The 20375-nt window shown below is 50.0% G+C and carries 24 protein-coding genes; 17 read left to right on the top strand and 7 right to left on the bottom strand.

The features are described 5' to 3' along the window. Window positions 1-16: 16 nt before the first annotated feature. Window positions 17-949 (top strand): hypothetical protein, encoded by a 933-nt coding sequence (locus NWE93_14450; protein ID MCW4001430.1) that lies wholly within the window; start codon window positions 17-19, stop codon window positions 947-949. Between the two features lie 499 nt (window positions 950-1448). Here NWE93_14450 and NWE93_14445 read toward each other — a convergent pair whose 3' ends face one another. Next, on the bottom strand, window positions 1449-1610 hold the full coding sequence (locus tag NWE93_14445; protein MCW4001429.1) for a 50S ribosomal protein L40e: 162 nt from the start codon (window positions 1608-1610) through the stop codon (window positions 1449-1451). A gap of 92 nt (window positions 1611-1702) precedes the next feature. Continuing rightward, complete coding sequence (locus tag NWE93_14440) at window positions 1703-2161, bottom strand: Lrp/AsnC family transcriptional regulator (protein ID MCW4001428.1); 459 nt, start codon at window positions 2159-2161, stop codon at window positions 1703-1705. 224 nt (window positions 2162-2385) lie between these two features. Here NWE93_14440 and albA (NWE93_14435) point away from each other — a divergent pair, with 224 nt between their 5' ends. From albA (NWE93_14435) to NWE93_14410, 6 genes are all read left to right on the top strand, one after another. Next, on the top strand, window positions 2386-2685 hold the full coding sequence (albA, locus tag NWE93_14435) for a DNA-binding protein Alba (GenBank protein ID MCW4001427.1): 300 nt from the start codon (window positions 2386-2388) through the stop codon (window positions 2683-2685). A gap of 43 nt (window positions 2686-2728) precedes the next feature. Further along, complete coding sequence (locus NWE93_14430) at window positions 2729-3238, top strand: hypothetical protein (GenBank protein ID MCW4001426.1); 510 nt, start codon at window positions 2729-2731, stop codon at window positions 3236-3238. 14 nt (window positions 3239-3252) lie between these two features. Next, on the top strand, window positions 3253-4572 hold the full coding sequence (gene aspS, locus NWE93_14425) for an aspartate--tRNA(Asn) ligase (protein ID MCW4001425.1): 1320 nt from the start codon (window positions 3253-3255) through the stop codon (window positions 4570-4572). Window positions 4573-4741: 169 nt separating this feature from the next. After that, complete coding sequence (locus tag NWE93_14420; protein ID MCW4001424.1) at window positions 4742-5680, top strand: hypothetical protein; 939 nt, start codon at window positions 4742-4744, stop codon at window positions 5678-5680. Between the two features lie 279 nt (window positions 5681-5959). Further along, a complete protein-coding gene (locus NWE93_14415) occupies window positions 5960-6253 on the top strand; it encodes a hypothetical protein (GenBank protein ID MCW4001423.1) in 294 nt (97 codons plus the stop codon). A gap of 142 nt (window positions 6254-6395) precedes the next feature. Next, window positions 6396-7520, top strand: a complete 1125-nt coding sequence (locus tag NWE93_14410) for a zinc ribbon domain-containing protein (protein ID MCW4001422.1) — start codon at window positions 6396-6398, stop codon at window positions 7518-7520. Here the strand turns inward: NWE93_14410 and NWE93_14405 are convergent. Further along, entirely contained in the window at window positions 7513-8040 is a 528-nt protein-coding gene (locus tag NWE93_14405) for a hypothetical protein (protein MCW4001421.1), read from the bottom strand. The two genes, NWE93_14410 and NWE93_14405, sit on opposite strands and share 8 nt — an antisense overlap. An 18-nt stretch (window positions 8041-8058) precedes the next feature. Next, window positions 8059-8745, bottom strand: coding sequence for a PHD finger domain-containing protein (locus NWE93_14400; GenBank protein ID MCW4001420.1), 687 nt, complete (start codon window positions 8743-8745; stop codon window positions 8059-8061). Between the two features lie 229 nt (window positions 8746-8974). Here NWE93_14400 and NWE93_14395 point away from each other — a divergent pair, with 229 nt between their 5' ends. Then, window positions 8975-9580 carry a PIG-L family deacetylase gene (locus tag NWE93_14395; GenBank protein ID MCW4001419.1) on the top strand — a complete coding sequence of 202 codons (606 nt, stop codon included), beginning with the start codon at window positions 8975-8977 and terminating at the stop codon, window positions 9578-9580. 76 nt (window positions 9581-9656) lie between these two features. Here NWE93_14395 and NWE93_14390 read toward each other — a convergent pair whose 3' ends face one another. Then, entirely contained in the window at window positions 9657-10235 is a 579-nt protein-coding gene (locus NWE93_14390; protein MCW4001418.1) for a CBS domain-containing protein, read from the bottom strand. A 212-nt stretch (window positions 10236-10447) separates the two neighbouring features. Between NWE93_14390 and NWE93_14385 the strand changes: the two genes are divergently transcribed. Continuing rightward, on the top strand, window positions 10448-10741 hold the full coding sequence (locus tag NWE93_14385; GenBank protein MCW4001417.1) for a 30S ribosomal protein S26e: 294 nt from the start codon (window positions 10448-10450) through the stop codon (window positions 10739-10741). 4 nt (window positions 10742-10745) lie between these two features. On the opposite strand, the gene NWE93_14380 is transcribed toward NWE93_14385, so the two are convergent. After that, window positions 10746-11408, bottom strand: a complete 663-nt coding sequence (locus NWE93_14380; GenBank protein MCW4001416.1) for a CDP-alcohol phosphatidyltransferase family protein — start codon at window positions 11406-11408, stop codon at window positions 10746-10748. 178 nt (window positions 11409-11586) lie between these two features. On the opposite strand from NWE93_14380, the gene albA (NWE93_14375) reads away from it, so the two are divergent. The 3 genes from albA (NWE93_14375) (at window position 11587) to NWE93_14365 (ending at window position 14223) form a co-directional block, all read left to right on the top strand. Beyond that, window positions 11587-11874, top strand: coding sequence for a DNA-binding protein Alba (gene albA, locus NWE93_14375; GenBank protein ID MCW4001415.1), 288 nt, complete (start codon window positions 11587-11589; stop codon window positions 11872-11874). 147 nt (window positions 11875-12021) lie between these two features. Further along, window positions 12022-13299: a cation:proton antiporter gene (locus NWE93_14370; protein MCW4001414.1), complete on the top strand. Its 1278-nt coding sequence runs from the start codon at window positions 12022-12024 to the stop codon at window positions 13297-13299. Window positions 13300-13500: 201 nt separating this feature from the next. Beyond that, the gene (locus NWE93_14365) at window positions 13501-14223 is read left to right on the top strand and encodes a hypothetical protein (protein ID MCW4001413.1); all 723 of its coding nucleotides are present in this window, start codon (window positions 13501-13503) and stop codon (window positions 14221-14223) included. Here NWE93_14365 and NWE93_14360 read toward each other — a convergent pair. Next, a complete protein-coding gene (locus NWE93_14360; protein MCW4001412.1) occupies window positions 14189-14896 on the bottom strand; it encodes an NERD domain-containing protein in 708 nt (235 codons plus the stop codon). The genes NWE93_14365 and NWE93_14360 overlap by 35 nt on opposite strands. A 139-nt stretch (window positions 14897-15035) precedes the next feature. On the opposite strand from NWE93_14360, the gene NWE93_14355 reads away from it, so the two are divergent. From NWE93_14355 to NWE93_14335, 5 genes are all read left to right on the top strand, one after another. Then, on the top strand, window positions 15036-15965 hold the full coding sequence (locus tag NWE93_14355) for a LamG domain-containing protein (protein ID MCW4001411.1): 930 nt from the start codon (window positions 15036-15038) through the stop codon (window positions 15963-15965). 13 nt (window positions 15966-15978) lie between these two features. Further along, on the top strand, window positions 15979-17151 hold the full coding sequence (locus tag NWE93_14350; protein MCW4001410.1) for a radical SAM protein: 1173 nt from the start codon (window positions 15979-15981) through the stop codon (window positions 17149-17151). A 55-nt stretch (window positions 17152-17206) separates the two neighbouring features. Continuing rightward, the gene (locus tag NWE93_14345) at window positions 17207-18400 is read left to right on the top strand and encodes an MFS transporter (GenBank protein MCW4001409.1); all 1194 of its coding nucleotides are present in this window, start codon (window positions 17207-17209) and stop codon (window positions 18398-18400) included. Window positions 18401-18676: 276 nt separating this feature from the next. Further along, window positions 18677-19501 carry a fructose 1,6-bisphosphatase gene (locus tag NWE93_14340; GenBank protein ID MCW4001408.1) on the top strand — a complete coding sequence of 275 codons (825 nt, stop codon included), beginning with the start codon at window positions 18677-18679 and terminating at the stop codon, window positions 19499-19501. Next, window positions 19494-20339 carry a metallophosphoesterase gene (locus NWE93_14335; protein ID MCW4001407.1) on the top strand — a complete coding sequence of 282 codons (846 nt, stop codon included), beginning with the start codon at window positions 19494-19496 and terminating at the stop codon, window positions 20337-20339. Before NWE93_14340 ends, NWE93_14335 begins: the two co-directional genes overlap by 8 nt. The last annotated feature ends 36 nt before the right edge of the window (window positions 20340-20375 follow it).

The raw sequence follows: 20375 nt of genomic DNA, 5'->3' as shown, positions 1-20375 counted from the left end.
TAAAGGTGTAAATAAATTGGCACAACCAACATTCAAAACAGTTTTCGTTTTCCTCGACACAGACAAATATTGTAGCCCATTCGACATGCTCGTCGCCATAGACGCATTCCCAGACTCCATGATATTCAAGTACGAAAACGTCAACAGCGAAGACGCCCCAAAAATCGTCTTTGACCTGCTCTTCCCACGCGGACCCGCAGGCGCAGCCCACACAAAAGTCTTCATCAACGGCAGCAACTTTGAAGAAGTCGAAAAAGTCGTCGCAGCCACCCAGAAAGCCATGAAATCGGCGCCATGGGGAAACAGCATCATCGTTGACCCAAGAGGCGGATACAGCACAGCCGCAGCCGCAGTCGCCAAAACCTTCGGTGCATCCATGGAGAAAGGCCTCGGCAGCTTAGAGGGCAAAAAAGTCACGGTTCTAGCAGGCACAGGTCCGGTTGGTCAAACTGCAGCTAGAATCTATGCCTCCGAGAAAGCTGACGTAACCATCAGCAGCCGCTCGCTGGCCAAGGGACAGGTGGTTGCCGACAAAATCAACGCTGAATGCGGAGCTCAACGTGTTAAGGTTGTTGAAGTTGCTAAGCCAGAGCAGACAGCCGCAGCAGTAAAAGACGCCCAAATTATCCTTGCCGCAGGCGCAGGCGGAATCCAGTTGTTAAGCAAAGCTGACCTTGATGCTGCACCGAACTGCAAGATCGTCGGTGACATCAACGCTATTAAGCCGCTGGGTGTTGAAGGGTTAGGGCCCAACGACGACGGAGTAGCGCTTAAGGCGGGCGTATGGGGCATCGGTGCATTAGCCATCGGCAAACTCAAAATCAAGACAGAAGTGGAAATGATCAAGCAAGCCACCGCCGCAAATGATGGACTCTTCGACTACGCAATCGCCTACACCATCGCCAAAGAAGCAATCCTTAAGAAACTCGCGAAAGCAGCTGCCAAATAAGCAGCCTCATCTTTTCTTTATTTTCACATATTCTGTTGTTTTAATTCGTGGTTTGTAGAGTTAACTGGTGGTTCTGGTGGTTTTGGGGGCTGTTTTACTTGCTTCTTAGGCGGTAGGATGGTTTGCAGTTGCTGGGTCTTTTTTTCCTTGGCCCTTTTGGGCTATGAACACAAACTATTTATACATCTTATTATACACCGTTTGTCTGCCATTATGGTATGAGGGGCAGAGGGGCAAGCGGTTGGAAACTTGGCAATATAGAATGAAGGCACCAAAAAGATGCATGCACCGGACAAGCAAAATAGCCTGGTGTATAAAACTTTCCAAGTTCTGTGACGCACCAAACGATTACAGTTGCTGCGGAAACTACTTGCCAAAAGCGAATCACCCCGCCGAATTTTAAAGAAGCAAACTCGGCAAAGGGGGCAGAGAAAAATTGTTGCCTGTAAAATGATTTCTCGTTAGACAAAGATTAGAATAGGGAGAAAAAAGTGAACTATTACTTCACTATTTCGCGTTTCTTCCAGCGCAGGTTTTTGCCCTTGCATTTTCTGCATTTCAGCGCTGTCTCTGCGTTGCGTGCGCCGCAGTCTCTGCAGATTTTCATGTACAAGCGGTGCTTCTGCGCGATGGTTTTCTTGACTGGATCTAATATCGGCATTTTCTATGTTCCTTCCGTTTAGGGTTACATTTTGATGTTTACGTGTCTGATATACCTTTTGTCTACATAGCGGGGTTTGGATTCAAAGGGGTTTACTTGATAACTTCTATGGTGACATAGGAGTGGGTGTCCTCTATCCCGTCGATGGTGTAGAGACTCTTGAGGAACTCATCAAGGTTCTCCCGTTCAACGATGATTAAGGCATCCACTTCGCCTGCAATTCGGAAGGCACGTGAAACCGCTAACTCGCGGAGTTGCTCGTAGACATGTATGCGTTTGATGGGTGAAATCTTTAGTAGAATAAATGCGGGCGTGGTAGAAACGCCTAAGGCGCTAAGTCCCTTCTCGGTTACGTCGATAAAACCCCGCCCGGTGCGGATGTATCCGCGGTTTTTTAGTTTCCGCAGATGAACGTTAAGGGCTTGGCGGCTGACGCCCAGTTGACCCGAGAGTTCGTCCTGTTTAACTCTTAATGTGTAGGTGTTTGTGGATTTTCCTTTTTCATAGAGAGTTTTTAAGAGTTGTATTGAACGTTTAGTTAAGGGTTCCACATTGGTCACTTATTGCTATCTATGTTAAATTAAACCTTTACAATAGTGAAGTTGCTTATGAATCTGATGCTTCCATAAGGCATGATTACCGATAACCAATAAAGACCCAAGCTGCAACCACCCCAAAAATTCCCAGTTGAAACAAGCCGCCAACACCACAACCTATTTATTTCAAAAAAATGGTAGTGAACCACTAAAAAGTAAACTAGGAGTGAAGCGGAACCGTGACGGAGACCACTAGCGCTGCAGTCTTAATCGGCAAAAAACCAATCATGAATTATGTCCTCGCCTGCATCACCTTCTTCCACGGCGGCGCTACAGAAGTCAGCATAAAAGCACGCGGTAGATCCATCAGCAGAGCCATCGACGTCGCAGAAGTTGTCAGACACCGATTCTTGCCCGATGTGAAGATCAAAAGCATAGGAATCGGCACTGATCAGTTCTCGCCACATGAAGAAGACCCCGAAGAAGCCACTCAGGGATCCACGAAAGTCAGCACCATAGAAATAAAGTTGATCCGTTAAAAACGATTTAGCCACTCCTCCTTTGCAGGAACAACGACTCCAAATGAAAACAGAACTATGCAGTTTCTGCCTTAAAAGCGGCATACTGTGCCAAAAGTGTTCAGCTAAAGTTAAGGCTGGCGAAATTAGTGACTTAGACCTCAAAATCGCCCGCTTACTGCTCAATCTTGAAGAGAAATATCCTTCCCTGCAAAACGTCTGCTTCTACAAAGCAGTTGATGTCGAAAAGACGTTAGCCATCCTCGTCGGACATGGAGATGTCCCTAAACTCTTAGGTTACGGCGGTAAAATCGTCAAAACCATCGGTGACGAAACTGGCAAAAACGTGCGTGTGCTCGAACACGGTGTTGACGACCGCAAATTCCTCGAAGACCTCTTCGTACCCTTCAGCATCCTCACCATCAACACCATCTGGCTCCCCGACGGAACCACCGAAACCAGAGTTATCCTCAGGCGGAAACGTGGTCAACAGTTGCCTATGGATTTAAAGGCACTTAAGGAGATCGCCAGCAAAACACGCAAGATGTCGCTTCGCGTAGAAATCGCAGATTAAAAGGTTGACAGAGCATGAACTTGGACTCTATCGGCGAATGGGTTAGAACTCATTATACCATTCAGGTGTCACCTGAACTAGACGGGCAAGAAGTCACTCTGTTCGGTTGGGTTCAAGAAGTCCGAGACCTAGGCGGCATCAGATTCATCATAATCCAAGATCGCGAGGGCACCCTCCAAGTCACCATTCCAAAAAAACGCGTCGCCCCAGAAGTTTTAGCGAAATCTGATTTGCTGCAGAAACGCTACGCCTTAGCCGTTAAGGGCACCGTTAAAAAAACCAACATGACCACCCGTGGCATCGAGGTTATTCCCTCCGGCATCAAAATCCTCAACAGCGCCACCGAGCAGTTGCCCATCGACATCACAGGCAAGACACCCGCCAACATCGAAGCGCGACTCGATGCGCGAGCACTCGACCTCACACAGGAAAAAACGTTAGCTACCTTCAAAATCCAGCACACAGCCCTTGAAGCAGTCCGCAGTTACCTCTTTGAGAAGGGTTTTCTGGAGATTCATACTCCCCGAATTATCGCCTCAGCCACCGAGGGCGGCGCGGAGCTTTTCAGCGTAAACTACTTCGAGCAGAAAGCATACCTTGCCCAGAGCCCCCAGCTCTACAAGGAAGAGTTAACGATGAGTTTCGAGAAGGTTTTTGAGGTGGGCCCCTTCTTCCGCGCCGAGGAAAGCCACACACGGCGGCATCTTAGCGAATTCACCTCCATAGATATCGAGCAGGCATTCGCCAACGCGGAGGACGTGATGGCGCTGCTGGAACAGGTTATTCACCACGCATGCAAAGTTGTCAAAGAGAAATGCGCAGCGGAACTGGCGGCGTTAGGCTACAAGTTTGAGGTTCCCGCTTTGCCGTTTAAGCGCCTCACCTACACGCAGGTGCTAGATGACCTCAAAGCCCACGGCGTTGAAATTCCCTGGGGCGAAGACATCCCAACCGAAGCCTTCCGTGAACTCGGCAAACTCTACCCCTTCTTCTACTTTGTTACGGATTGGCCCACTCACGCTAAAGCCTTCTACATCAAGCCACGGGACGACAACCCCAAGGTCTGCGAGGGCTTTGATTTAATGTGGCGCTACATCGAACTGGTTTCAGGCGGCACCCGCATCGCCCACAAAGACCAGCTTATCTCGCGGCTCCAAGAGAAGGGCCTCAACCCCGACGCCTTCAAGTTCCACCTGCAAGCCTACGATTATGGCATGCCGCCTCATGCAGGCTGGGCAATTGGTTTAGAGCGGCTCACGATGATTCTGTCAGGTAAAAAGAACATTCGCGAAGTGACGCTGTACCCCCGCGACCGAGTCAGATTGACCCCCTAGGGCATCTTAGATTGGCGTAGATTTGGATTGGAATCCCTCAAGATATAGGTGGCTTAACTGACATATTTCTAAATTTTTTTTGCGGTTTCTTGGCAAATGTTCATTTAATTTAGGTTGCGTCTGTCCGCTTGCAAAGTGTTAAATAGATAAATCGCTCTATTTGCTGTCCATGAACATCCTCGGATTGAATTTCACAACAAAACAAGCTTTTGACTACATTAAACAACACTGGAAACCAGGCAAACGTGAATTAACTTACATTAGCATCTACGTCATCATATTGATCATCGGAACAGCGGTGAATAGCACAACTATTTACTTAGCTAACGCTGAGCCAATCGTTAACACTAATGGCGAAACGCTGCCCCCTCCAATTGATTATGATTTGATGGCTGCACGCGATTTCGGCATCACGATACTGGACTTCTTTGCCTTTGGGCTGCTGACATTGTTCTATTTTAAAGCTTCAGACAAAAAAGCAAGCAACGCTCTAAAATGGGGGGTGGCTTACGCAGTCCCCATAGTGCTGGTCGGCTTAGCATCTAACATACAGTACTGGAGCACCTTGCCTAAAGATTACATAACCGCAACTTACAATCCGACTTTGGGAATAATCGCCGATATTCTATACATGCCCGCTTCCTTCCTTCTTGCATTGCTGATCGCGGGGGGCCTGTACCTGTTTTTTGTTTACAGACCAAACCTCACCCTGACGATAATAGGCTATGTCGCCATGGTTGTTTTGCTGTTCTGCTTCGGAGTAGCTCTAAGAGGAACTTACGCGCTCACTAGCCCCTACACTTATGAAATATTCTTCAGCTTCACTGGCTTGTCACTGATGGGAATTTGGTTTGCTATAAAAAACCAAGTAGCCTTCAAGCCCTTCCCGCAAGCGTTTCTGTTCGGCGGAACCATCTTCTGCATTTCGATACTTTCATGGATTTCCGACATACCTCTGGGCGATTATAGTTATGAATTCGTCAGCATACTCTCATACATAATCTTCGGCTTTATCCTCTATTTCCTGCTCAACATGAATCTGGGTCAAACTCAGATGGGCGCAGTGCAAGACCTTCCGCCGCCACCCCCACCTCCACCGCCAACATAGAAAAGGTAATTTTCTCTTCCTTTTTTCTGGGAAGCTACTTTTTTATGTTCAAAGGCATCCGCGGTATTGTTGCGGCGGGGCTCGAAACACAGGAATAGGCGATGACGCCCAAGTTAACACAAACCACTCTGTAATTCTCAAAAACATAACGGAAACAAATCAATAAAATAATTGAAAAGCCTAACGATTGGAGGTGTTGCTGCTTGTCTCCGCCGTTTTTTCTATTTTTCTGATGGAATAGATATATCTTTGACTTTTAGCCTATCCTTATTGATTTAGATGAGTTCGGACAAACCCCATGCTAAAGACCTCCATAAAGTCGGCGCCAGCCGCATGAAAATCTTAACCAAAGACGCCAAGCAAATGGTAAATGGCCCCTACTACTGCCCTAAATGCCGCAAGGAACTGCTGCAGGTCTACTGTGACACCAAAAACAAGAAAGCCTACGCAATCTGCAAATGCGGATTAGAGTGGGAACTGACTTATGCGCCTGTTTTCCAAGGAGTCGACTACTACAACAAGTTCCGGGATGCCTGGAAGAAGCAGAGCTACGGCATAATCAAACAGAAATAGCGCATCCACGGGCTTCTTGCTGGTTTTACCGCGTTTGGCTTGCGCTGCCTTGGCAAACTGCTCATACCGCTCATCTGCCCCAAAAAGCAGTTTTGGGGGAAGGTTTAACCATAACCGTACGAATTTTTTTAGGTGCCCAACAATGTACAAAATGAGTGCCCGTCTTAATGTGAAGCATTTACGGCTTATAGTAATCCTCTGCTTAGCCCTCACTATATCTTTGCCCCTGATGGTGCCCAGGCAGGTGACCGTCGCCGCCCAAACCAGCGGCTACTACGACAAAAACTTCGCCTGGGACTACGACGGCAAACATTGGACCTGGAACCTAAGCATACCCACCGCCCTATACGACGCCTACGACGCGGTTCCCGATAACCGCCGTACACGCGATGGACCCGCAGGCTACGGATTCTTAACCACCACCGAGGACTATTACCTCAATGTTCTTGCCCGAAAACTCAACGAGACCACCTCTCAGCTGGGCTACAGCTCCTTTGATCAAGTCAGCTTTATCCTCGCGTTCGTGCAGAGTTTACCCTATACCTCGGATTCAGTTACCACCGGGCATGACGAGTACCCCCGTTTCCCCATTGAAACTCTGGTGGATGACGGCGGCGACTGCGAGGACACCTCTATCCTGTTTGCTTCCCTGACGCTGATTCTGGGCTACGGCACCGTCTACATTAACCCGCCTAACCATTATGCAGTAGGCATCTTGGGCAGTAACCTGCGTGGCACATACTGGACTTACCCTTCGGATTCCAACAAAACCTACTATTACTGTGAAACCACCGGCAACAACTTCAAGATCGGGCAGCTTCCAGACGCCTTCACGGGCCAAAACGCCATGATCTACACTATAGATGAAAGCAAACAGTTCGTTCCCGCCATAGCCGTCGTACCAGATGCCACCTCCACCCCTACCCCGGCGCCGGTTACTACGGGTGAAACACCAAACCCGACCCGTACCCAATCACCTGACGTCCCAAACCCCACTGTTAAGCAACCACTGGAAATGTCCCTTAATTTGATATTAAAGAACCCCCTGCTCTTTGCCTTCATAATCTTCGCCATATCGGCCTCCATCGCGCTTGCGGTGTGGTCGGCTAGGCGACCCCGAATCTTAAGTGAAGTCAGCTCCGAAAATTCGGGCGGTAACTCGGCAGAGCAGAAGAGTAAATATTGCATTCACTGCGGCGCCCCCAACAAGGAATACGCAGTCTACTGCGAGAAATGCGGCAAACAAATCGGTGAATCCCCTAGCTGATTTTGCCCAAAATTTCTTGGGCGTACTGGTTGATTTTTGCCTTCACGTTAACGTACACAACGGCTTCTATGGCAACCACGGCAAAGAGAAACACGGCTAATCCGCTGACGAGAGCGGCGAATGCCCTGCCCACCGGATAATCCACCGTGCCATATGCGCTGATCAGCCAACTCCAAGCACTCGTCTGCTCCGTTGCCATAAACGTGTCTAGATCCCAAGCCATCCAGAGGCACACCGCCGCAAGGATAACCGCGAAGACGCACCCGATTAAAGTGACGTATTTCCAGTCCCTCGCAATCGTGGAGGCATAACGCAGAGTTGTTCTCTTTTCCGCCGATTCAAATTCGACCTTTAAGGTTTTCTTGGCGGTTCTCGGCGCAATCCCCATCAGCGAGCCCTGAGACACAACAAGCATGCTGCCGGATTCCTCACCGAGCACTCTGCAGCCATCGCCTACCAAAGCGGACTTCACCTTAGAAAACGCTTCTTCAACGCCTAAATCCACTGTCTGCTCAGTCAACAATTAACCGCAGCCTCATCAGCTATGTGGTTTCTGGTTGGACTTAAAAAGCTTCTTTTGGTACCTTGACTTAGGCTTAAAGCCCCTTAAGGGCTGCTGGGGCATGTTGCGTTGCCGCTCAAGATTCTTGATTCTTGCATAAAGCTTGGAAACCTTGGTTTTCGAGGGCACCTTGGAGCGCAGCGGACGCACCCGCACAGGCGTGAAGGGCTCAGTGATTTCCAGCGTGTTCTTCTTGCGTTTCTTGGGTAGAACGCGGACTTTATGGAAGGTTACTGTGCCCTCTTTGAGGTTTACCTGCTCCACTTCCCAGCCTGCATTCAGCCACGCCTTCGCATGGACACCTGAGGGCGTGTTGCTCCACCATGCCTCTTCGCGGTAAGCCGCCATGGGTAGGTTACTGCCGATTAAGCCGTCGATGCGTGCGAATTTGAGGGTTACTTTGTCTGTGAAGGCGGCGCGGAATTTAAGGTGACTCTCCAGACCCGCATATTTGGAGACGGTTCGCGGAGAAACAATCCTGCGGGCGCAGTGGAGGCAAAGCATGGCGTTGGGGTCGCCTGTGGCTACATCGGGGACCATGCAGTCGCGGCAGAACATTTTTTTGCAGCGTTGACACTGCCGCATGTATGTGGTGCGCATAACTCTGCCGCAGATGCCGCATTCATCCTTCATTAGCTGGCCCCCGAAAAGCTTCTCTGCCATGAACTAATCCACTATTGGGATATTAATTTTGATGCTCCAAACCACCGTTTTACATGGTCGAGTCTCATAAACAAGGAATCTTCTGCAAAAAATAATAGCTGATTGGCTGGGAAAGTTCGCCAGCAGATAACGGGGTAACCTAAATAGAGTCCCAGTCTACCTTTCTGTTTGGGCACATGTAAAGGTTGTTTAGTACCATAAGGACGGTGAAAAGCGAACGGTATCTGTAGTGGCTGTAGGCTGTCACCCTGATGATGTTGAAAGCGGATGCTTTGGCACCTTGGCTCTTTATAGAAAAAGAAACGTTGATGTTACAGTTCTCTTGTTGACTGGGGGCGAAAGAGGCGGAGAAAAGGCGGAGCGGCTAAGGGCAGCGGAATCCGCTTGTTCGCTTATCGGTGCCTCTTTGGTTTACGCTGATTTCGAGGATGGCAAGCTAACCGACGATGTCGACTCTGTATCTTGGATAGAACGTGAATTCAGAAAAGTCAGAGCTGACATCGTTTTTGTTCCAAGCCCCCACGATAGGCATCAGGACCACCGGAACGGAGGCAACGCTGGCATATCCGCAGGCAGGACAGTTAGCAATGTATTGTTATATGAAACGCCAACCACCGTGGAGTTTAAGCCCCAAATCTACGTTGATATAGATGCAACATTGGCTGAGAAGATAAAGGCGATGAGTTTTCATAAATCAGCAGACGAAGTAGAGTTTGTTTCTGAGGCCATCAGGTGCTTGGCTAAGTATAGAGCATACCAACTTATTAGAGAAAGGCGGCATGTCGAGGCTTTTCAAGTTGTGAAATGGAAACTTGACCCGCTTGGAACTCTCTGAACCAAACTCTGATTATTTCACTGAAACAGGCCTAGCTGAATTCAACCCTCAGCATGCGCCGAAAAAAAAAGAAAAATTATTTTTCTTGTTCAAGCTCTATGCGGCATTCATCACAGATGTTTTGTCCGTTGCGTTCCTTGAGGCTCTCAGAGTAAGCGTTGCAGCGGTCGCAGTAACCTGAGAGCGGAACCTCCTCGGTTTCCTCGGTGCTCTCGGCGCCTTCGATGCGTTGACGCTCCTGCATAATCTCGATAAGTTCAGGCATAACGCCTAGGATATCTTTGCTTGAGATGATGCCTACCAGATTGCCCTTGTAGATTACGCCTAGCCGCCGGATGTCCAGCCGAGTCATCCTTCGAGCGGCATCAGTGATGGTTGCCTCAGGCTCTATGGTGACTAGCGGGGTAGTCATGATTTCTTTGGCTTTAACGGTGTCGGGTTTGAGGTTTTTTGCTACAACCCGCTTAACGATGTCGCGTTCAGTTATTATGCCGATGGATTTTCCTGTGTTGCTCTGTACGATGACGGCGCCTAAATCGTTCATGTCCATGTTTGAGGCAGCACGGTTTGCTGTTTCATCTTCACTCATCGTTACCACTGGGCTGCTCATAACGTCTCTTACAAGCATTTTTGTTCTCAGACCAATTTCCGCCATAAAGGTTCACTTCGACAATCAGATAGGCTTAACTACTAATTGAAGAAATAGGCGAGGCGCATAATTTAAGAGTTGCTTAACTCCGAGTCTCACGGTAAAAATGCTTACCTGAAGACAATTTGCTTCCATGGCTTCACGGGCAAAGTTAAGGCAGATATATAAGATAGTTAATTCAATAAATGGAACAAAAAGGAAAAAAGTAGGTCAAAATAATGCCCAGTAAGCGAAAAAGCCGAGGAAGAGCTAAAGGAAGCAAAGGAAGCAGTACCCTTGTTCAATGTGTAAATTGCGGTGCAATGGTGCCACGGGACAAGGCGAAACGATCTACTCGCAGAGTATCATTCGTAGAGCCGCAGTTAGCTAAGGAACTCAGGCAGAAAGGCACATTTTTAGCTTCGTGGGTTGACACGAAATATTACTGTATCTCATGCGCTGTTCACCGCGGCATCGTTAAGGTCCGCGCTGAAAACGAGCGACATTCCAGAGGCTATAAAAGAAGATACTAAGCGGCTATTCTGCTGCTTTTTTCTTTAATTCTCTATGAACATGCAGTACTCTTTGCAGAACCGTTATTGCTGAGAGTACCGCGATAAGGGCTACGCCGTACCCGAGAATTTCGAGTTTGAAGAATCCGATTATGCTTACCGCAGCCAAGATAAGCATACGCTCGGCGCGTTCCGCAATACCCACCGACTCCATTTTTACCCCAATTATCTCAGCTCTAGCCCGGGTGTAACTTACCAGCATGGAAGCCACCAAAGCAGACAACGCCACAATGGTTCCCCAGTACCAACCAAACGCTGCACTGCATAACCCCGCAACAATAATCCCGGCATATGAGGTGCCATCAGCGAATCGATCCAGCACCGAATCAAAGAAGCCGCCAAAAGAGCTGCTTTGCTTAAAGGTACGGGCGACGATGCCGTCCATTGTGTCACAGTAGCCTGATGCCAAAAGGAAAAATGTAGCTAGAAGCAGCAGCCAGCTGGTTTGGGGGGTGAACAGGGCGTAGGAGATGGCGGAGGCGAAGGCTAAGATGAAGCCGATTACGCTGATGTGGTTGGGTGTTAACCCCATCTTATGCGCTATCTCTGCTTGTCCGGTGAGGAGTTGCTGGATTTGCTTTTTTAGTTTGGTCAGCACAGCTTTTCGGGTCTCGTTTGTATTAGCCAAATACGGGCAGGCTGTAGAAAAGCCTTTCTTACCCGCTTTGTTGAACATCTGTCTCTAAATGGCATGGTTTTCAATGGACTTATAAGGAAGTTTTGGCACTTAATTTTGCAGTAACGTTCCGCTCAGCCGAGCGCAAACAGCAACGTTACACTTAAGCATCATAAAGGAGTAAATAGATATGACTGAAAATGCAGATGTTATCTTCGTCGGAAACAAACCCCCCATGAGCTATGTTCTGGCAATAATCACAAGTCTCTCCTCAGGCAACCTAAAAGCAATCACCCTAAAAGCCAGAGGCCAAGCCATAACCACCGCAGTTGACGTAGCAGAGATCGCAAGAAACCGGTTCATTAAAGACCTCAAAGTATCTAAGATTGCCATTGGCACTGCCGAGATGCCGCCACGTGAGGGAGAAAGCAAGTCCAGAATGGTTTCCACGATGGAGATTACTTTAGCAAAAGCCTAAATCGTCCATAAGATGTAAACCAAACCCATAAATTTTCTTCCATTTTTTAAAAACAAACATTTTCTCTTTATGATTAAAAATTAGGATTCATTGGGCTAATTTTAAATAGGTAATTAACGGTGTGCCCACTAAGGAAAGGTGTCTCCCTTGGCTTTAGACAGTGCACTTACAGGAATCGTCACCATCTGCATTCTGGTGTTCTCAGCCAAGGTTCTGGGAGAAATCTTTTCTTGGCGTAAAATCCCCGCGGTCCTCGGAGAATTAACCGCTGGAATCATACTTGGACCATACGCTTTAGGCTCCATAATCGCCATCAACGGAACCCCGCTTATTCAAATTAACGAAATAGTCAAAGCCTTCGGAGAAATCGGTGGCATCCTCATTCTGTTTGTTGCAGGTTTAGAGATGACGTTTAAGGATTTCCGCAAAGTAGGCGCCGCTGGGTTTATAATCGGAACCACCGGTGTAATTGTTCCCTTCGCTATGGGCTATGGGCTCTCGTTCCTTTTAGGCTTCGACACAATAACCAGTATGGTCGTCGCAGCCGCGCTCGTAGCCACCAGCATCTCCATTACGGCGCTGGTTTTGCAGGAGATGAATCAGCATCGAAAGGTAGAGTCACGCATGATGATTAGCGCAGCCGTCGTGGATGATGTTTTGGGGCTTGCGATTTTAGGTGTCATCGTCTCCTTCATATCATCCTCAGCCCCTATGAACGCCCTAAACATAATCACGGTCATCGCTACCTCCCTGGGGCTCTGGCTAGCCATGACTGTGTTCTCCTCCCTGGTGGTTCCACGCATAATCAACTGGACTTCAAAAGGCAAACACGATGCAACCGTGGAAGCCGCCGCCACCGCATCATGCTTCGGCGCATCCGCTTTAGCTGCCGCCATTGGTTTATCTCCCATCGTCGGGGCCTTCGCAGCAGGCATGGCTGTGGCAAGCTCAAATGTCATCGAGAAAATCCGCGATTACACCAAAAAAATCAGCGTTGTCTTCTCGCCTGTGTTCTTTGCTTTGGCAGGGGCACAGTTTGACCTTAGAGCCTTCGTTACAACTGACTGGTTCTTCTACGCTTTCTTCGCTGCACTAGTTGTAGTGGCTGTTGTAAGCAAGATGATTGGCTGTGCTATACCCGCGGCTTACTTCCTTAAAGACCGCAGTAAAGGCACCAAAGTGGGCTATGGCATGATTTCAAGAGGGGAAGTGGGGCTAATCGTGGCAGGTGTCGCCATATCAGCCGGCGCCATAGCCCAAAGCACCTACGCCGCGATTCTAGGCATGATTATGATTACCACGCTTATTGCGCCGCTGCTCCTCCGCCGCGCCTGCGAAAAGGAGGCTCCTGAAGAGGAAATGCCTAACGACGACCAATCAGCACCCGACTATATTCCCACTTATCCTCTGGAATTCCATGAATAGCGCCCTGAAGCAATATCGGTTGCCTCTTGAGACGCTATTTATAGAGGGGGGTAGACGTTGTGGAGCAGCTAAGCCTGCAGGCCCTTATGCAGCCGTTTTTGTTGCTGTTTTTGCCCTCAACATGCGTTAATTATAAAAACCTGCAGGCAAACCATGTAGCTAAAACTCGGTTTACAGGCTCAGTTAGGGCATGGCATAATCATGGCTACTTCCGTTTGGGTAATCCTTAAAAAAACATTCAGCATAGCGTTAATCTTTAACTCGCTTATCTCCATAGCCTCCGTCGCAGGCATAATCTACGGCTACTACCACGCCTACCCCTACTGGAAACCCTACGCGCCCTATCTCCTCGATGGAAACATCTTCTGGCTGGCACTTGCCGCAGCCCTCATCAACATCTTCCCCAGCGCCGCCATCGGACGCGCACTCCACACTGGCAGGTTCCTTTTCCACCATTACGTCTACGGCTTCTTCGTGCTGGCCTCATCCTCCGCGTTTGTGATGGTGTTTACGCCGATTCCGCTGCTAAGCCTATTCTTCGTAGATAACAGCACAGTAGCCGTCAATGCAGGGCGCGTGTTTTTCCTAGGTGGTTTAGCGCTGTTCCTCGACGACTTGCCTGATGTCTCCAAACGTGTGGAGAGGGGCCTGAACTGGTTAAAGACGCAGGCTTGCAGAGCCAAAAAAGCGCTTCATATCCTCCAGTTTGCGCTAGGCGGCTTTGCCCTGTACTGCAGCGTCTCGATTTTTCTCTCGACGCTTGAGAACAGCGAGCGGGCGCTATCCAACTCTTTTGTCATAATTAGCCTGTTTGTAACCGCGGTAACTTCCTTTGCGCTCGTTAAACGCAAAGCGTGGCTAAGCATCACGCCGCCCCAAACGAGACAAACTAAGCCTTATGCTTCACAATCTCTTTCCCGATAGCTGCCAGTTCTTCCCCGCTGAGTCGGCGAGCGCCTTGACGGGATAAGTAGCTGGGGAGCTGCTCAAGTTTTAAGACAGGCACCGCGGGGTTGCTCAGGTGGATTTTGGCATGCCTGTTAGTTAACACAACGATGCCTTCAACCCAAACGTCCAAAGACCTCAATGCTGGAGCGTTCCCGATTAAGCGCTTTATTTTTGCTGCGTTGCGTTTCACCTGAAGACTAGGACTGGCTGAAGCGTGTTTGCCCTCCCGCTGCCACTCATCGCCCCTGCAGCTAACGGTGCCCCTCCAATTCTTGGTTTCTAAAACATACACCCCGCTGGGCGCCAAAACCACGTGGTCGATGTCTCCGCCGCTTCCCAGGTACAAGTCGTTTATAAGGTAAAAATCATCGCTGAGCATTCTGTTTAGGTGCTGCGCAACTTGTTTTTCGCCTTCCCAACCGCCGCGGTAAATGCGGTATTTACGCAGATAGAAATAGGATGCGCCAAGCGGGAGAAGCGAAAAAACCAGCCATACCGCCTCAAGTTGTCCAACCTGCAATGTGGAGAGCACCCGCCAAGCCAACCCGAAGAGGGCAGCAGCAAATATCAGTATGCAAAGCGCTGCTTTGGCCAGGTTTTTTCTGGTTTGGTTTTTGAGGTAGCTGTTTTGGGCTTTTATTTTGCGCATACAGCAAGCATAGGCAGCGATGGTATATTACCGTATGGTCACGTTGTTGCAGGCCCGTTCTTTTCGGGGAACCATGCTGTTCTCTAGGGAGAGCTATAAGCAACCCTATGACATTGATGCTTCAAGGTATGTGACTGAAATGATGCTTCAAAGAAAAACCTCGGTCTTCACGATTCTTCTTTTAGCAACCCTGATTTCCCCAATGTTTCTGGCGAGCACCCAGGCAATGGATACACAGGCAACCGTAGGCCACTGGACCCTTGATAGCATACAATCAACCGACAGCGGCAACGTAACGGCAGACGCGACGGGAATTAACAACGGGATAGTCAGCGGGCATCCTCTGCCCCAAATCATCGACGGCAAAGTAGGCAGCGCCATGCAGTTCGACGGCGACAACCTCGTCTATGTCCCCATTAAATTCGTCGTCGGTTTCCCACCTATGCCAGAACCCATGTACATTGACATCTCAGCGAACCTCGAAATCAAAAAGTACTTCGACATCCAAGCATGGATTTACGTTCCCGGCTACAAAGACGCCACATACAACAACATAGTCGTAGAATGCAACCACCCCGACCAAGCATGCGCCTGGCAGAACACCACCCGCATCCTCGGCTTAGCCATCCGCGCAGGCACCCCCGAAAACGGCGAACAGTACGTCGAAGGCGCATTAAGCGGCTTTGTATGCACCGACGTAGGCGGCATAAACGAGATCGTAACAAATGAGCCTGTGCCGCTTAACCAGTGGGTTAATGTGGAGTTCGCGCGTACAGCAACCGGCATGCACCTCTACGTCGACGGCAAAGAGCAAGCTGTCCAGATTCTCTCAGGCACCCAGAACCCCGAAGGCAACGTTATGAGTGGCACCGAATACTACTTTGGACACGATGCACTGGCAGCTATCGATGACGTTAAAATCGTGGATTTAGCCCAGAACCTAAGCGAAGACGCCTTTGACATCGGACCCAACATCATGATAGTGGTAATCGCGGTTTCCCTCATCTTTGCGGTGGCCTGGCTACTACGGCGATTTATCCAGCTCTGGATTATTCGACCTAAAATCTAAGATGGCGTAGGCCATGGGAACCACGCTTAAGCTCCTTGAACTCATGCTTCGCCAGAAGCTGCTGGGTCAAGGCCTAAGTGGCGAACCCAACACGCCCCTTATAGTTTCCTATGCCGTTACACGCGCCTGCAACCTGCGGTGCCTTCACTGCCACGTCTCCGCACGCGAAGCCATGCCTAACGAACTCAACCTCAAAGAAGCCCTAAACGCCATAGACCAGATGCACAGCCTAGGCACCCGGGCAGTGATTTTCAGCGGCGGCGAACCCCTGCTGCGCAAAGACTTCGTTTTAGCCCTTGCCCGGCGCTGCGATGACCTCGGCATAATAACCGCGCTGCTCAGCAACGGGCTCCTCATCACGCCGCATACGGCTTTGCAGCTGCAGGAGGCAGGCATCAAAGCCATCGGCATCCCCATTGACTCTGTGGTCCCCGAGAAGCATGATCATCTCCGTAATCTTCCCGGCACCTTTAACCAAGCTGTCAAAGCCATCAGAACCTGCTTAGACATTGACTTGGAGGTTATTGTTACCACTATGGCGCTTAAAGACACCGTTTCGGAGATGCCTAGGCGTATCGATTTTCTCTACGGGTTAGGCGTGGATGAGGTGGCGGTGTATGATTTGGTGCCCGTCGGCAGAGGCAAGGACGTTATGGATCAGGCTATGACGCAGCAGCAGCGAGTTAACCTTATCCGGTGGCTTCAGGGCCGCCAGGAGGATTCCGAGATGACCTTCACTATGTCAGGCGGCATTCCACTCTACCCCGAAATCGCTCTGGAGATGCATCGCAGCCACGGAACCAAACCCAAGGATTTGCTCATCAAGGAATTCTATATCCATCAGGGCATCGGCTGCCACGCGGGCAACATGTACTTTAGCCTGCGCCCCAACGGCGACATTTACCCCTGCACCTTTCTGCCCATAAAAGCCGGCAACATCCGAGAGCAGAGCCTGCGGGAGATTTGGAGTAGCTCCAAAATCCTCAACACCCTGCGGAGCAGGCAGATGCTTAAGGGGCAATGTGGCGCCTGCGAGTACCGTGAAGCCTGTGGAGGATGCCGGGGCAGAGCCTACGCATGTACAGGCGACTATCTAGAGTCGGATCCGGTGTGTCTGCGGGATTTAATGGTGGAGCAGCATCTTTCCCCCGCTGATATCGAGCGGTTCGGCTGGTGCGTGGGGTAGCAGAGGGGATACTTCGATTCATTTTATATACGTCATATGATTAAAGGTGGCTGGCATGGAGAAAAGCATTGCAGATACACCTTTAGTGTACAGTAGGCTTCTGCTTTCCACGTTAGCTCTTTCAGCGCTATCTACTTGTCTGGTGACAGTTGCCTTCCAAGTTTTCATGGTTGATATAGCTGCAAGCTTCCAAGTTCAAGTCGGCACAGCAGGCATGGCGGCTTCGGTGGGGGCAATCTCAGGCATAGTTTTCGGTTTAGTGCTGGCTGTGATAAGCATCCGCTTCAACCACAAAGTGTTGCTGCTCTGCGGATTAGTCTGCAACATTTTAGCTGCTCTCGGCTACTATTTTGCGCCGACTTTTCCGCTGCTTTTATCCGCTAACATCGCTGTGGGCGCTGGGTTAGCGATTGTTGTCACGATGGCTTACTCGATAATCGGCGACGTTTACCCGCTGGAGAAAAGAGGAAAAGCTGTCGGAGTAATTGTTGCTTCAACAATACTTGCTTTCGTCATCGGCAGCCCACTGGTGGGTTTGATGTCAGCGTTTCTGGATTGGCGAAGCGTCACCCTCATTCTGTCTTTACCCTCTGCCCTAACCAGCTTAGTCTTAGCTACCCTATTTGTACCAAACCACACAAAACCAAAAACCACGCTTATACCGGAGCCCTTTTCGGTGGCCTGCCAACAAGCATTCTCAAGCGTGTCGGGAATTGCCGCGTTATCAGTCACTATGTTTATGGTCTGCGAAAGCGGCATCGGCTACTTTACCATTTCTTTCTACCGGCAACAATTCGCGGAGCCGATTGCATGGGGAACAATTTACTTTTTGGTGGCAAACATCATGGCGGCGGTAGGTGGAGCAATCGCGGGTTTAATGGTAAACCGTGTTGGACGCAAGAGGCTTGGAACCTTAACTCTTGTGATCGCTTGCATGCTTACCTTGGTGTTCACTTTTATGCCCACTGCAGAGCTCTCTGGGCTTCTAAGTATCCTGCGCTTCTGGTTCTCCGCTATGGCTTCAACCGCCGGTGGCAGCCTCATTATTGAGCAGTTGCCAAAATATCGCAGCACCATGATGTCGCTTAACACTGCATTCATGAATGTGGGGATACTTTTAGCGTCGCTTGTCGGCGGCACAGTGTTGAACCTCTATGGGTATCAGGCTTTAGGTATCGTGCTGGGTGGACTTGGGGCTTTGGGCGCGTTGATTTGGATTGGGCTGGTACGGGAACCCTGTCAACGCTAAGAGCTGTTTATTCACTGATTATTAGCAGATCAAAAAATCTGGCACTGACTGTTTTTGTATAGTTGTTGTGGGGACCCCTCTTTACACAACAACAACCCAAGGTTTACCAGAAACAACCCGATTTTGCGTCAGGCGCTGGGGCGCATTGCAGACTGGTTGTGGAGCCTGCCACAAGCAGAAAGGGCAGCTTTCATTTCGGAAGACACTAAACGGGCACGTCGCCTGATGTGATTCTTTATCAACCCGTCCGCTTATAATACATCGAAGGTCTAAGCAATGAACGTTGATTGGCTGCAAATCCTCTTTGAATGCAAACAAAACATCCAAGCCTCCATCAAGCCGTGCCTGGCAACCATCCGGGAACCCCAGCCGAATCTAGGCAGAGGCGCAGGCGGCGACTTAATGAAGCCCGTGGACCTTGCAGCGGAGTCCGCCATCGTGCAGACCCTTCATAGCCACGGCGTTTCCTTCACGCTTATCAGCGAGGAATCAGGTTTAAAAAAAATCGGGTCCTCACCCGACGGCTGCTTTTTATGTGTGGACCCCATCGACGGAACCACCAACCTCACCCACGGCTTGCCCTTCTACGCCTCCTCTATCGCGGTAGCCGACAAGCCCACGCTTGGCTCCGTCTACGCGGGCATGGTGGCGGATTTAGCCCACGACGTCACCTACCTGGCCCATCGCGGAAACGGCGCATCAGCCAACGGCAAACCCCTCCACACTTCCACAACAACCCTGCTTGACGAAGCCGTAGTAGGCATAGACATTAACACCTACAAAACCCCCGCTGACATAGCCACCTTCAGCTCCGTTATCCACAACACCAAGCACACACGCCACTTCGGAGCCAACGCACTGGAGGTCTGCTACGTCGCCGAGGGCTTAACAGATGGCTTCATTGATTTACGCTGCAAAATCCGCACCACCGATGTCGCCGCTGGCTTTCTAATCGTGGAGGAATCTGGCGGAATCGTCACCGACGCCCAAAACCAGCCTATTGATGTGCCTCTGGATCCTCGTCAGACACTGAGTTTTGTTGCCTCAGCCAACGTTGAGATGCATAAACGCCTTTTGAGCCTGATAAAACCCGATGCTTAAGCTGCTTCTGCCTCATCCAGCTGCGCTTGTTAAAGAAGGAAAAACCAAGACCCTTCTAATCGCGGATCCCCACCTCGGCTGGGAGATGGAGCTTCAGGACCGAGGCATCCATGTGCCCAGCCAAACCCCCAAGATTCTAACCAAACTCGTCTCCATCCTGTCCCAATACAAGCCCGACAAATTGATTATTCTCGGAGACGTCAAGTACACGGTAACTAAAAGCGAACGCGCGGAATGGCAGGATATCCCCGACTTCTTCAGGCAACTGCAAACCCACATTGGTGACATAGCCATCGTCCGCGGCAACCACGACGCCAACCTTGAACCGCTGCTCCCCGAAAACATCCAGCTGCTCCCCTCCAGCGGCGCAGTCGTCGGCGACGTCGGTGTTTTTCATGGTCACAAGTGGCCCTCGCCTGCACTGCTGGGCTGCAAGACGCTAGTTATGGGGCACCTGCATCCCGTGGTGGTTTTCCGTGACCCAGCCGGCTGCAAGATGACGCGGCAGGTCTGGATGCATGCGAGCTGCGATGGGATGGCGCTGGCGAAGGTTCTGCTGGCTAAGCATGGCACAAAAATCGAGGGCTCCGTAGAGGAGACGCTGCAGAGGCACTTTAATGTCAAGTTGCGAGCGGAGGAACTCTACATTATGCCCAGCTTCAACGATTTCCTCGGCGGCAGACCCATAAACGATACTCATCCACGCAGGGAAATCGGCGGTGAAGCATTAATTGGCCCTGTCCTGCGCTCAGAGGCGGTGGATATTGATGATTCTGAGCTGTATCTGTTGGATGGAACATATCTTGGGACGCTAAGGCAGCTGCGGAATTTGGATTAACTTTATCTTAACTTCCTACAACAAGATGCAAGGCGT

The sequence above is a fragment of the Candidatus Bathyarchaeota archaeon genome (genome assembly GCA_026014735.1).
Classification (GTDB): domain Archaea; phylum Thermoproteota; class Bathyarchaeia; order Bathyarchaeales; family Bathycorpusculaceae; genus Bathycorpusculum.
This window is presented reverse-complemented; position numbering and strand designations above follow the sequence as displayed.

Excerpts from the sequence above, each read along its gene's own strand:
- NWE93_14445 (MCW4001429.1), bottom strand. The coding sequence starts at position 1,610 with ATGCCGATATTAGATCCAGTCAAGAAAACCATCGCGCAGAAGCACCGC.
- NWE93_14430 (MCW4001426.1), top strand. The coding sequence starts at position 2,729 with ATGAAAACAGAACTATGCAGTTTCTGCCTTAAAAGCGGCATACTGTGC.
- aspS (MCW4001425.1), top strand. The coding sequence starts at position 3,253 with ATGAACTTGGACTCTATCGGCGAATGGGTTAGAACTCATTATACCATT.
- NWE93_14420 (MCW4001424.1), top strand. The coding sequence starts at position 4,742 with ATGAACATCCTCGGATTGAATTTCACAACAAAACAAGCTTTTGACTAC.
- NWE93_14415 (MCW4001423.1), top strand. The coding sequence starts at position 5,960 with ATGAGTTCGGACAAACCCCATGCTAAAGACCTCCATAAAGTCGGCGCC.
- NWE93_14410 (MCW4001422.1), top strand. The coding sequence starts at position 6,396 with ATGTACAAAATGAGTGCCCGTCTTAATGTGAAGCATTTACGGCTTATA.
- NWE93_14400 (MCW4001420.1), bottom strand. The coding sequence starts at position 8,745 with ATGGCAGAGAAGCTTTTCGGGGGCCAGCTAATGAAGGATGAATGCGGC.
- NWE93_14390 (MCW4001418.1), bottom strand. The coding sequence starts at position 10,235 with ATGGCGGAAATTGGTCTGAGAACAAAAATGCTTGTAAGAGACGTTATG.
- NWE93_14385 (MCW4001417.1), top strand. The coding sequence starts at position 10,448 with ATGCCCAGTAAGCGAAAAAGCCGAGGAAGAGCTAAAGGAAGCAAAGGA.
- albA (MCW4001415.1), top strand. The coding sequence starts at position 11,587 with ATGACTGAAAATGCAGATGTTATCTTCGTCGGAAACAAACCCCCCATG.
- NWE93_14365 (MCW4001413.1), top strand. The coding sequence starts at position 13,501 with ATGGCTACTTCCGTTTGGGTAATCCTTAAAAAAACATTCAGCATAGCG.
- NWE93_14360 (MCW4001412.1), bottom strand. The coding sequence starts at position 14,896 with ATGCGCAAAATAAAAGCCCAAAACAGCTACCTCAAAAACCAAACCAGA.
- NWE93_14355 (MCW4001411.1), top strand. The coding sequence starts at position 15,036 with ATGATGCTTCAAAGAAAAACCTCGGTCTTCACGATTCTTCTTTTAGCA.
- NWE93_14350 (MCW4001410.1), top strand. The coding sequence starts at position 15,979 with ATGGGAACCACGCTTAAGCTCCTTGAACTCATGCTTCGCCAGAAGCTG.
- NWE93_14345 (MCW4001409.1), top strand. The coding sequence starts at position 17,207 with ATGGAGAAAAGCATTGCAGATACACCTTTAGTGTACAGTAGGCTTCTG.
- NWE93_14340 (MCW4001408.1), top strand. The coding sequence starts at position 18,677 with ATGAACGTTGATTGGCTGCAAATCCTCTTTGAATGCAAACAAAACATC.
- NWE93_14335 (MCW4001407.1), top strand. The coding sequence starts at position 19,494 with ATGCTTAAGCTGCTTCTGCCTCATCCAGCTGCGCTTGTTAAAGAAGGA.